10 protein-coding genes are annotated in these 12,202 nt (G+C 55.7%); 2 read left to right on the forward strand and 8 right to left on the reverse strand.

Annotation, left to right across the window (positions count from 1 at the left end; genetic code table 11):
* Positions 1-59: 59 nt before the first annotated feature.
* The 5 genes from rfaQ to A3OW_RS0110730 all read right to left on the reverse strand — a co-directional run bounded on the left by rfaQ (position 60) and on the right by A3OW_RS0110730 (position 4,536).
* Positions 60-1,163 (reverse strand): putative lipopolysaccharide heptosyltransferase III, encoded by a 1,104-nt coding sequence (gene rfaQ / locus A3OW_RS0110710; protein WP_020563437.1) that lies wholly within the window; start codon positions 1,161-1,163, stop codon positions 60-62.
* A 162-nt stretch (positions 1,164-1,325) separates the two neighbouring features.
* Positions 1,326-2,114 carry a hypothetical protein gene (locus tag A3OW_RS0110715; RefSeq protein ID WP_020563438.1) on the reverse strand — a complete coding sequence of 263 codons (789 nt, stop codon included), beginning with the start codon at positions 2,112-2,114 and terminating at the stop codon, positions 1,326-1,328.
* Positions 2,115-2,186: 72 nt separating this feature from the next.
* On the reverse strand, positions 2,187-2,591 hold the full coding sequence (locus A3OW_RS0110720) for a YqaA family protein (RefSeq protein WP_020563439.1): 405 nt from the start codon (positions 2,589-2,591) through the stop codon (positions 2,187-2,189).
* Between the two features lie 195 nt (positions 2,592-2,786).
* On the reverse strand, positions 2,787-3,701 hold the full coding sequence (locus tag A3OW_RS0110725; protein ID WP_020563440.1) for a cupredoxin domain-containing protein: 915 nt from the start codon (positions 3,699-3,701) through the stop codon (positions 2,787-2,789).
* 244 nt (positions 3,702-3,945) lie between these two features.
* Complete coding sequence (locus tag A3OW_RS0110730) at positions 3,946-4,536, reverse strand: hypothetical protein (RefSeq protein ID WP_020563441.1); 591 nt, start codon at positions 4,534-4,536, stop codon at positions 3,946-3,948.
* A gap of 274 nt (positions 4,537-4,810) precedes the next feature.
* On the opposite strand from A3OW_RS0110730, the gene pgi reads away from it, so the two are divergent.
* Positions 4,811-6,448: a glucose-6-phosphate isomerase gene (pgi, locus tag A3OW_RS0110735; protein ID WP_026223491.1), complete on the forward strand. Its 1,638-nt coding sequence runs from the start codon at positions 4,811-4,813 to the stop codon at positions 6,446-6,448.
* 55 nt (positions 6,449-6,503) lie between these two features.
* Here pgi and tadA read toward each other — a convergent pair whose 3' ends face one another.
* The 3 genes from tadA to guaB all read right to left on the reverse strand — a co-directional run bounded on the left by tadA (position 6,504) and on the right by guaB (position 10,144).
* Entirely contained in the window at positions 6,504-6,965 is a 462-nt protein-coding gene (tadA, locus tag A3OW_RS0110740) for a tRNA adenosine(34) deaminase TadA (RefSeq protein WP_020563443.1), read from the reverse strand.
* Positions 6,956-8,542 carry a glutamine-hydrolyzing GMP synthase gene (gene guaA, locus A3OW_RS0110745; protein ID WP_020563444.1) on the reverse strand — a complete coding sequence of 529 codons (1,587 nt, stop codon included), beginning with the start codon at positions 8,540-8,542 and terminating at the stop codon, positions 6,956-6,958. Before guaA ends, tadA begins: the two co-directional genes overlap by 10 nt.
* Before the next feature lie 135 nt (positions 8,543-8,677).
* A complete protein-coding gene (guaB, locus tag A3OW_RS0110750; protein ID WP_020563445.1) occupies positions 8,678-10,144 on the reverse strand; it encodes an IMP dehydrogenase in 1,467 nt (488 codons plus the stop codon).
* Positions 10,145-10,623: 479 nt separating this feature from the next.
* On the opposite strand from guaB, the gene A3OW_RS0110755 reads away from it, so the two are divergent.
* Positions 10,624-12,189 (forward strand): Re/Si-specific NAD(P)(+) transhydrogenase subunit alpha, encoded by a 1,566-nt coding sequence (locus A3OW_RS0110755; protein ID WP_020563446.1) that lies wholly within the window; start codon positions 10,624-10,626, stop codon positions 12,187-12,189.
* The last annotated feature ends 13 nt before the right edge of the window (positions 12,190-12,202 follow it).

Consider the following 12,202-nt stretch of genomic DNA (forward strand, 5'->3'; position numbering starts at 1 on the left):
ATTTATTACAAGAGCGGACTCCAAAAGGCAGGACCGGCTTGCCGCCATCCTTCGTTGCCTCAGGCGACGGCCAGAATTTCGGCGATTGCCTGCCTGACCGTTTCGCTCGGCAAATTGTCCAGGCAACGGCTTCGGCTGTTTCGATGGCGGTCGCATCCTTCCTGATGGCAAGGCACGCATTCGGCTTCGCCCTGAATGAAGCGGATGTTGTTTACCCGCTGGCTGCCCTTTTTCCGAAAAGGATTGCTGCGCTGCCGATAACCGTACGGCCAGGGCGCCCATTTGACGGGATTGGTCGGCCCGTACAAAGCGATGACCGGGACGCCGACCGCAGCGGCCAGATGAGTGATGCCGGTGTCGGGGCCGATAAACAATCGGGCGCCGGCGATAAGCCCGCCGAGTTCCGCCAGAGAAAGCCGGCCCGCCAGATTGACGGCGCCCGTTGGCAGCCGGTCGGCAATGTCCGAAACATACTCGCGCTCCTCGTCGGCGGGACCTCCGGACAAGACCACCGTCAGCCCCCGGCTGTTCAGATAACGGCCGATTTCCACCCAGCCGTCGACCGTCCAGCGCTTATAGGTCCACTGCGGATAAGGATGGAGCACGGCATAGGGCGCGGCCGGTCGCATCGACTCATAACCTTCAGTTAATTTTCTTCCGGTTACCGTTTGAGGCGGCACCAGCTCGAAGCAGCACGGTATCTCCAGCAATTCGGCCAAGCGCAAATGCTGCAGAACGGTATGAGTATTGAAGTCGTCGAATTCGGTCCAGCGCGCCATGAACAAACGCTTCCACCAGCCGGCCGACTGCCGTGATGGTACCGCGCCGATTCTCGCCGGCGCCGCGATCAGTCCATACAAAAACGGGCGGTCTCCGGTCTGAGTAACGACAGCCAGGTCATAACGCCGAAACAAAGTCCGGAATAAGTTCCGGTAATCGGACCTCTCTGGCCGGTTGGGCGTGGCGATGACGTTGTCGATATCGGGATTCCCTTCCAGCATGGCGACCGTATTGCGGTAGACCAAGACGTCCAGTCGGGCCTTCGGATAAGCGCGGCGAATGGAACGAATCAGCGCCGTCGTCAGCAACACATCGCCCAGATAACGCATCGCGATGATCAGAACTCTGTCCGGAGAAATCGGTAGGCCTTCAGCGCGGCTCATTCGGTAAACGCTCCGGCAGAGAAACGCAAGGTGATTTCTTGGACGAGCACACAACCATTCTCCAAAGTTTATCTTCTCAATTTACAACCCGAAGGCCCAACCTGCATCCGAACGGAGTCAAGCGAGTATTTCCCGAACGGAAATAAACGAGCAGCCATTGACTCACTGATCGTTTCCCGCCCCTTCCAATGCCGTTTTGCCTGCCTTGCTCCATTTCAGTTTGCTCCGGAGGACGGTCATACCGTTCAACAGAGGCCTCGCGCCGCCCAGGGCAACGGCATCGACCAGGCAATACCAAGCCGCCACGCCGCTCGGTGGATTGCCTTGCGGCAGGTTCAGTACGGGATCGATGGCGGCCCATTTCCAGGTGCCGACGGCAGTGCCGATCAACTCCAGCCAGGTAGTAATGAAAAAAGCCGCCAGATAAACCATCGGCGAGCGGCCTTTGAACAGATAAATCAGAAAGACGCAAAACAACAGGGCGCCGACCGAATCGCCCTGTTCCGCCCAGCCGCTGATTCCCCAGAACGACCACGCACCGCACACGACCACGACCACGGCGGCAATGGCTCTGGCGTGCGTTAAAAAAAAGCCGGAGCGCGCCAGAGCGACCGCGGTCAAATACACCATGCCATGGCCCGGCGGCACATAAGCCGGGACATTATGAAACCGATAAGTGTAACCGCCCATGAAAGGAGAGGCGAAATGCTCGCCGATCGTCGCGAAAGCGACGGCAATGGCCACCTGCATTCTTATTTCCCTGTTTTCGCCGAGCAGCAAGCCCAGCAAGAACAGCCAGGCGCAAACGCCCAGGACATTCTGTTTTTCGATGCTTCCGTTCGCGTCGCTCAGCAAACAGATGGCTACGCAAACAAAAGTCAATGCCGCGATAAAGTAATCGCGTTTTCGATGAGAAAAATCACCATTTTTTTGCGGAAAATGCCGTAGCACGAAGACCTCGGTGGTTATATCTTATTAGAATTGAACAACATCGCGCTCTAGCGGCGCTTTTTTATTTCCGGCTCAAACGAGCAGCCAGGCTATCGCCGCATATCTGCCCAGCTTGCCTAGAAAAATAGCCAGACCGCCCGAGACGAGCGGCATCCTGAGCCATCCGCCGGCGAAGCAAAAAGCATCGCCGATAACCGGCAGCCACGAAAATAAAAGGACCCAGACCCCTCTTCTCCTGACGATTGCCAGCGCTTTCCGATTTTTTTCGGATAACAAAGACGGGAGCGGCGCTTTTTTAGCGGCCATGATCCCAAGTCCCCACGTAGTGAAGGCTCCGAGAGTGTTCCCCAGCGTGGCGATGAGCACCAGGGACACGGCTTGCTGGGACCTTTCGGACACCATATACGCTAAAACGGCCTCGGAGCCGCCCGGGGCGAGGGTGGAAGATATAAACGAGCTGATAAAAAGGCCGCCCATTTCAGGCCAGAACTCATGCACCACAATAATGTCTTTATAAAAGAGGAGCTATTCCGTAACCCATGAACCCATCATTATACGGTCTACGGCCGGTAAAAAAAACTGGAGGCCGACCGGCAGCTTGAGGGCTTATGCAAAAAAAATCCCTTGCTCTTAAATATAGAGACAAGGGATTTTTTCATTGGCGGGAAAAATTCAGCTTCCCGGCAGCATCTTGGATTTATTGGAAAATATCCGCTTGAACAATCGTGAAATCTGCTTGACTGCAAATTCAATCAGATTCCGCAACATTTCAAATGTATAAGCAACGGCTTCCGAAGCGCTCATGCCCTTGAATTTTCTGGCCAGGTAAGGCGTCAGCAACAAGCCGATCGCCAGCCCAATGACGGTAACTCCGGAAATGCCGGAATCCTGCGCCGGTGCCTGAGGCTGTGCTGCGGGCGGTTGGGCTGCGGGAGCCGACGGTGCCGGAGCCGCTACGGGCAGCGGTTCTTCCACTTTCTTCGCCGCCAGCGTTTTCAAATCGGCTTTATAATCGTCGGTCAGAACATAAGCGGTCACGCCGGGAATACTGGGCAGATCGCCCGCGCCCTTGCCCACCTTGAGCTGCGCTTTCATGCCTTTTTCCATATGCTGGGCAATATCGCAATGCACCAGGTAGGTTTGATCGCCCGGCGGCAGAATCAGCGTGCCGGAGATTTTGGCCGGGCCTGTAATTTCCAGATGGAACATGCCTTTCGGATACAGGTATTTGGGCAAGCCGTGCATCATCCACTGATGGCGGATATGGTCCTCGTTGACGAAATGAACGGTCAATTTCGTGCACGGCTTGAAATTAAATTCTTGGGTATCGAAAGCAAACATCCGGCCCGGAAATTTTTCGGCGTACTTATGACCCGCGTGAACCGTAACCTCTTTGGTTTCCGATATGCTGTCGCAACCGCCGGGGAGCTTGTCCGGATTCTGACCCATGACCATGCCGCCCCCCATGTCCATCAAGTGCCCGTCGCCATGATCCATCAGCATCGCGTCATGATCTTCCAATTCCTGTGCCGTCAGCGGAGCGGAAAATCCTGCGATCAGCACGCCCACCAACAATAACTTCACCATCATTTTTTCCTCTGTATTTCGATAAAACCTATGAGCAATCGAACTTGCGAATCGAATGTTCGCAATTTCAAATAATGCAAATTAGAAACCACAAACTGTATTTTTATCCCTAAAACACATAGAAAAAGCCAAGCTTTCAGACTCCCTCATTCAGGCACATTCCTTCTTTCCTAATAAACTCCAAGCCTTGCCCGGCGGGCAAGAAACCCGAGCTGACGCCATGCATTCAGCTCGGGCATTTCATTCAGCTTTTGGCTTTACGCAGCAATCCGTCGATTTTGTTTTTAAACGAGGCATTGGACAAATACAACATGTACAGGCCGGCAAAGCCGAACAACAGATACAACAGATAACTGGTCGTCGAGGTCTTCTCGCCGGCACCGGCAGTAAAACTCATGTGAGCATCCAGACGGTCGCCTTGATCGGGAACCAGAGTAATATGAATCAGATACTTGCCGGGCGCGGGTACGCCATTGGGCAAATCCAGGTTCACGGTACCGGATTTGTGTTTTTGCGCCGGCATGAAAAACACGCGCTGGCCTTCCGGCTCTTTGGTCACTTCGAATTCGATTGACATGTTTCTATAGCGCATATCCTGATAATCGAACACCAATTGGGTCGGAGTCGCAGCGCCGGGCAGACTACCGCAAAATTCTTCGGCCGGATACGATTTAGGCTGATAGGCCGTGTAATGGATCCAGTGCGACGGCTCCAACTCGAATTTGCATTGGTCGGTATCGGTACCGGCCGCGCCGCCATGCGCCCAAAGCGTCGCGGAAAAAAGCAGGGCGGACAGTCCAAGAAGACCCTTCGTCAATAATTGCACTTTGTTCATATTACCTTCCAGTTTTGATAAAATTATTATTATAAAAATAAATAAAAAGCTCTATCATGCTTGGGCTAATTCAAAATAACCTTAAATTGACTATAGTCAATAGCAGAAAACCCACTCTAGCACATCAAAACCGACAAATAAAGGAATAGATGAACTACTGCCGTCTCCGCTAGAAAAATAATCAGCACCTACTAATGCACGGATTGCGCTCTTGCCATCCTTGTGCCCATTTCGTAGACTTAAGCCAAATATCAGCCACTGGAGCTCCCAAAACATGTCATCTTTGACTACCTCGAAAGCTTGGACTGCATTACAAAATCATTTCAACCAGGTCCGCGATCACTCGATGCGGGAAGCTTTTTCCAAAGACAAGGATCGCTATAAAAAGTTCTCGCTCAAGTTCAATGACATTATTTTTGATTTCTCCAAAAACCGAATCACCGACGAAACACTGCGTTTGCTGATTGACCTGGTCAACGAATGCGAGCTCGGCGCCAAAATCAACGCCATGTTTTCCGGCAAGATCATCAACACGACCGAGCACCGCGCCGTTCTGCATACCGCTTTACGCAACCGGAGCAATTATCCGGTCTATTTCCAGGGCCGGGACGTCATGCCCGACATCAACCGGGTGCTGGCTAAGATGCGAACCTTTTCCGAATCGGTTCGGTCGGGCGAATGGAAGGGCTATTCGGGCAAAACCATCACCGACATCGTCAGTATCGGCATCGGCGGCTCGGGCCTGGGACCGAAAATGGTAGCCACGGCGCTCTCGCCGTACAGCTCCAGCTCTCTGAAAGTCCATTTCGTCTCCAATATCGACCAGACCAACCTGGTGGAGGTGCTCCAGCCTTTATCGGCCGAAACGACTCTGTTCATCATCGCCTCCAAGGTTTTCAATACTCAGGAAACCATGATGAACGCCAAATCGGCGAAAAACTGGTTCCTGGACCGGGCGAAGGACCCCCAAGCCATCGCCAAACATTTTGTCGCCATTTCGACTCACGCCGACAACGTCGCCGAATTCGGCATCGATACCGAAAACATGTTCGAATTCTGGGACTGGGTGGGCGGGCGCTATTCGCTCTGGTCCGCGGTCGGCTTATCGATCGCTCTGTCCATCGGCATGGATAATTTCGAAGCCTTGCTGCAGGGCGCTCACGAAGCCGATCTTCATTTCCGCAATACGCCTTTCGAGTACAATATTCCGGTCGTCATGGCGCTGCTCGGCATCTGGTACAACAACTTCTTTGAAGCCGACTCGCATGCGGTCATCCCTTACAATCAGTCGATGATCCATTTGTCCGACTATCTGCAGCAGCTCGATATGGAAAGCAACGGCAAAAGCGTCACGCTGAAAGGCGAGCGCGTCGATTACAGCACCGGCCCCATCATCTGGGGGCAACCCGGAACCAACGGCCAGCATGCGTTTTTTCAATTGATCCATCAGGGCACCAAACTGATTCCCTGCGATTTCATGGTGGCGGCCAACAGCCACTACCCTCTTCCCGAGCATCACGACATCCTGGTCTCCAACTTTCTCGCCCAGCCGGAAGCCCTGATGAACGGCATCACCGCCGACGAAGTCAAAATGCAGTTGACGCCCGAACAACAAGCGAACCCGGTCCTGGTGGCCTCCAAAGTCTTCGAGGGCAACAAGCCGTCCAGCTCCTTCCTGTTTAAAAAACTGACTCCGAAAACGCTCGGTTCCCTGCTCGCGTTCTACGAGCACAAGATCTTCGTTCAAGGCGTAATCTGGGACATCAACTCTTTCGACCAGATGGGCGTGGAACTGGGTAAAGTACTGGCCCGGGTCATCCTGAAGGAACTGAAAAACAACGACGAAATCAGCAGCCACGACTGCTCGACCAACGCCTTGATCAATGCCTACAAACAGTTTCGCGAGTCCTGAGGCCGGCTCACTTCGTTTTCAATCCCCTCGGGTTTAATGATCCTCTAAAGCGAGGTTAACGCCTCGCCTTGAAAAAATCCTTCAGCAGGCTCGAACACTCCGCCTCCAACACGCCCCCTTCCCAGCCGACTCGGTGATTCAAAAAATCGGCCTCCACCAGGTTAAGCGCATGGCATACGGCGCCGCGCTTGGGATCGAAAGCGCCGAACACCAGACGCTTGATGCGCGCGTGACTGATGGCTCCCATACACATCACGCAAGGCTCCAGAGTCACATACAGAGTCGCATCGACCAAGCGGTAATTTCCTATCGACGATCCGGCGCTGCGCAGCGCCATGATTTCGGCATGGGCCGTGGGATCGCAAGTCGTAATGGAGCTGTTCCAGCCCTCGGCGACGCACCGACCCTCTTTAACCACGAGCGCCCCGACCGGAACCTCTCCCTGTTGCTCCGCCCTCTCCGCCAGACGAATGGCATGGCGCATCCAGGCTTCATCGGCGGCCGGAGTTATTCCCATTCAATCGTCGCCGGCGGCTTGCCGGAAATATCGTAAGTCACCCGGGAGATGCCCGGCACTTCGTTGATGATGCGCCGGGAAACCAGATCAAGAAAATCATACGGCAAATGCGCCCAGCGCGCCGTCATGAAATCGATGGTTTCGACCGCCCTCAGCGCGACGACATAGTCATAGCGCCTGCCGTCGCCCATGACGCCCACCGATTTGACCGGTAGAAACACCGCGAAAGCCTGACTGACTTTCTGATAAAGCTCGTGCCGGTACAGCTCCTCGATGAAAATGGCGTCGGCCTGGCGCAACAGATCCGCATATTCCTTTCGAACTTCGCCGAGAATCCGGACTCCCAGTCCCGGCCCCGGAAACGGATGACGATAAATCATATCGGCCGGCAGGCCCAATTCCAGTCCGAGCTTCCGGACTTCGTCCTTGAACAGCTCGCGCAGCGGCTCGACCAGTTTCAGCGTCATGTTGTCCGGCAGCCCGCCGACGTTGTGATGCGATTTGATCAAATGTGCCTTGCCGCTCTTGGCGCCGGCCGACTCGATCACATCCGGATAGATCGTGCCCTGGGCCAGCCAAAGGGCATCGGTCAGTTTCGCCGCCTCCTCATCGAATATCTCGACAAACAGGCTGCCGATGATCTTGCGTTTCCGTTCGGGATCGGCCACGCCCTTCAACGCTTCGAGATAACGCGATTCGGCATTGACCCGGATGACCTTGATCCCCATGTGCTCGGCGAACATGGCCATGACCTGGTCGCCTTCGTTAAGACGCAGCAGCCCCGTATCGACAAAGACGCAGGTCAACTGATCGCCGATCGCCTTATGCAGCAGCGCGGCCACCACGGACGAATCCACGCCGCCGGACAGTCCCAGCACCACCCGGTCGCTGCCGACTTTGGCCCGGACCGCATGGATGCTGTCTTCGACGATGTTGCCGGGATTCCATAAGGCATCGCAGCCGCAGATGTCCAGAACGAAGCGGGCCAGAATCCGGCCGCCCTGCTTCGTATGCGTCACTTCGGGATGAAACTGCAGGCCGTAGAAACCTTTCTCTTCGTGCGCAATGCCGGCAATCGGCGCGCCGTCGGAACTGGCGATCAGCTTGAATCCTTCCGGCAGCGTCACGACGCGGTCGCCGTGGCTCATCCAGACGTCCAGAAGACCGTAGCCTTCCCGGGATACATGGTCTTCGATGTCGGCCAGCAGTTTCGAATGGCCGCGCGCACGGATCTGGGCGTAACCGAACTCCCGGTGATCGGACGATTCGACCTTGCCGCCCAATTGTTCGGCCATGGTTTGCAGGCCGTAGCAAATGCCGAGCACGGGCACGCCGGCTTCAAAAACAGCCTGAGGAGCTCTGGGCGTCTCGGCGCTGGTTACGGTTTCCGGCCCGCCCGATAAAATGATGCCCTTGGGAGCAAATTTGATGATGTCTTCGGCGCTGTCCTCGCACGAGAAAATTTCGCAATAAACGCCGATTTCCCGAATGCGTCGGGCGATCAGTTGCGTATATTGCGAACCGAAGTCCAGAATAAGAATCCGGTCGCTATGAATATTGATGGATTGTTGCTGCATGTCGACAAAGCTCGATGGTTGTGATCTATAAAAAACAAAGGGCTCGGTGGGAGCCCTTTGTTTGCGTCCGCCGGAACAGCGGCGTTGTCGTTTCTTCGGGAAGCTCTTCCCGGAGCCTCAACCGCGCCGCGGCTGTCAATCCAGACGGTAGTTCGGCGCTTCCTTGGTAATGGTCACGTCATGCACGTGGCTTTCCCTCATGCCCGCGCTGGTGACGCGCACGAACTGGGCCTTTTCATGAAGCGCCGCGATCGTCTGGCTGCCCGTATAGCCCATGCTGGCGCGAATGCCGCCCAGCAATTGATGAATCACGGCCAGCAGGCTGCCTTTGTATGGCACCCGCCCTTCGATGCCTTCCGGCACCAGCTTTTCGGCCGAATCGGCATCTTCCTGAAAATAACGGTCACTGGAGCCTTGCTGCTGCGACATCGCGCCCAGCGAGCCCATGCCCCGATAGGACTTATAGGAACGACCCTGGAACAGTTCCGTCTCTCCGGGCGCTTCTTCGGTACCGGCAAACAGCCCACCCATCATCACCGAATAAGCACCCGCCGCCAGCGCCTTGGCAACGTCGCCGGAATAGCGGATGCCGCCGTCGGAAATCAGCGGTACTCCCGTGCCTTTCAACGCCGTGGCGACATTGCTAACCGCGGTGATCTGCGGCACGCCGACGCCGGCGACGATGCGCGTGGTGCAGATGGAGCCGGGGCCGATGCCGACCTTGACGCCGTCGGCGCCCGCTTCGACCAAAGCCAGCGCCGCATCGGCGGTTGCGATGTTGCCGCCGACGACCTGCACGGCGGGATAATGCTTTTTAATCCAGCGCACCCGGTCCAGAACCCCTTGCGAATGGCCGTGGGCGGTATCGACGATGATCACGTCGACGCCGGCCGCCACCAGAGCCTCCACCCGCTCTTCGGTACCGTAGCTTGTTCCTACGGCGGCGCCTACGCGCAGCCGCTCCTGTTCGTCCTTGCAGGCCTGCGGATAATCCTTGGCTTTCTGGATGTCCTTGACGGTGATCATGCCGCGCAAATGAAAATTGCCGTTGACCACCAGGACTTTTTCGATGCGGTGTTTATGCAGCAGCGCAATCACTTCCTTGCGATCGGCATTTTCGCTTACCGTAACCAGACGCTCCTTCGGAGTCATCACTTTCGATACGGGCTCGTCAAAGCAGGTTTCAAACCGCAAATCCCGGCTGGTCACGATCCCGACCAGTTCGTCGCCGTCCACCACGGGGACGCCGGAAATATTCTTCGAGCGGGTCAGTTTGATGACGTCGCGGATGCTGACGTCCGGGCCCACGATGATCGGATCCTTGATGACGCCGCTCTCGTATTTCTTCACGTGATGAACTTCCCGCGCCTGCTGCTCGGCCGTCATGTTCTTGTGAATGATGCCGATGCCGCCTTCCTGAGCCATGGCAATGGCCAGGCGCGCTTCGGTCACGGTGTCCATCGCGGCCGAAACCAGGGGAATGTTAAGAGTGATGTCCCGCGTTAACCGCGTCTTCAGTTCCACGTCGCGTGGCAGTACGGATGAGTGCGCGGGCACCAATAAAACGTCGTCGAATGTGAGCGCTTCCTGTATTATTTGCATAAACCGCACCTATCAAGCATTTAAATAACCGAGCATTGTATAATAAACTAACGGGTAGTTTCCAGCTCTTTTAAACTACCGGCTTTCGATCCTTTCCTTCAGCAGTAATCTCACCGAAATCGCAACCAATTTTACACACAATTACTAAAAAACTGCCAAGTTTGAGGACATTACCCGTCGATCCGGAAAATAGGCCGACAAAGTCTTGTTTATTCATTAACAGAGCACTTCGGTCCGGCAGAGTTCAGACGAATCACCTTTCTTATGAGCAGCTTTCCATAAAGTTTCTGAATTTCTGCCGGCACGTCTTGGGATCCATTCCTGTCCATCTTCTTTCAACGACTGTTTTCATCGGGTTGACCTTGTCGGAGGTCCCTGCCACTTGGCCCTTTTCGATTGAAAAGCCCCAGCTTATCCTCTATCCTACCCGTAGCAGCCCGCCTAATAAGTAAAATCCACATAACTGCAGAGGAGACTCTATGAAGATTGGTGTACCCAAAGAAATCCATCCAGGTGAAAAACGCGTAGCCACGACCCCGGAAGCCACCGAACAACTGATTAAGCTGGGTTTTACCGTGGCGGTCGAAGCAGGCGCCGGCGCCGCGGCCGACATCTCCGACGAAGCTTATCAGGAAGCGGGCGCTGAAATCGTCAAGGATGCAAAAACGGTATGGACCGAATCCGATATCGTCATGAAAGTTCGCGCGCCGGAAGTTCATCCCGAATTAGGCATCGATGAAGCCGAGCTTCTGCCCTACGGCGGCCGTCTGATCAGTTTTATCTGGCCGGCGCAAAACGAAGCACTGATGCAGAAACTGGCCGCAAAACAAGCCACGGTGCTGGCGATGGACAGCGTGCCCCGGATGTCCAGGGCCCAAAAAATGGACGCCTTGAGTTCCATGGCCAATATCGCCGGATACCGGGCCGTGATCGAAGCCGCCCAGCACTTCGGCCGCTTTTTTACCGGACAGATTACCGCGGCCGGCAAGATTCCTCCCGCCAAAGTGCTGGTGATCGGCGCCGGCGTCGCGGGTCTCGCGGCGATCGGAGCCGCCAAGGGCATGGGCGCGATCGTCCGGGCTTTCGATACCCGTCCCGAAGTGAAAGAACAGATCGAAAGCATGGACGCCGAATTCCTGATGCTGGATTTCGAGGAAGACGGCAGCGGCGCCGGCGGCTACGCCAAAACCATGTCCAAGGAGTTCATCGAGGCGGAAATGGCTCTTTTCGCCCGTCAGGCGATGGAAGTGGACATCATCGTCACGACCGCGCTGATTCCCGGCAAACCCGCCCCGCAATTGATCACCAAAGGCATGGTGGAATCGATGAAACCGGGCAGCGTCATCGTCGATCTGGCGGCCGAACAGGGCGGCAACTGCGCCTTGACCGAAAAAAACAAAGTCGTCGTCAAACATGGGGTCACCCTCATCGGCTACACCAATCTGCCCAGCCGTCTGGCCAATCAGTCCAGCCAGCTTTACGCGACCAACCTCCGGCACCTGCTGACCGAACTCTGCCCCGAAAAGAACGGCATCATCCACGTCAACATGGACGACGAAGTCATTCGCGGCGCCACCGTCATCCACGACGGCAAAATCACCTGGCCGCCGCCTCCGCCCAAACTGTCCGCCGCGCCCGCGCCTCAAACCGAAGCGCCGGCGGTCAAAGGCGTTGCTGCCGAGCCCTCGAAATCCATCGTTCCGGCAACCGTCAAACCGTTCATCCCGTTGGCCCTCGGTGCGCTTGCCCTGTTCGGCATCGGCTCGGTGGCTCCCACCTCGTTCATGTCTCATTTTACCGTCTTCGTTCTGGCCTGCTTCGTCGGCTATCAGGTCATCTGGAACGTCACTCCGGCGCTGCACACGCCCTTGATGAGCGTCACCAACGCCATCAGCGGCATCATCGTCATCGGCGCCCTGATCCAGGTTTCGGCGCCCGGACCGGTAATCAGCATCCTGGCGGGATTGGCCATCCTGATCGCTTCCATCAACATCGCCGGCGGCTTTCTCGTCACTCGCCGCATGCTTGAAATGTTCAGAAAATAATCAGGGAGAAAAT

Origin of the sequence: Methylosarcina fibrata AML-C10, from assembly GCF_000372865.1 — a bacterium.
GTDB lineage: Bacteria > Pseudomonadota > Gammaproteobacteria > Methylococcales > Methylomonadaceae > Methylosarcina > Methylosarcina fibrata.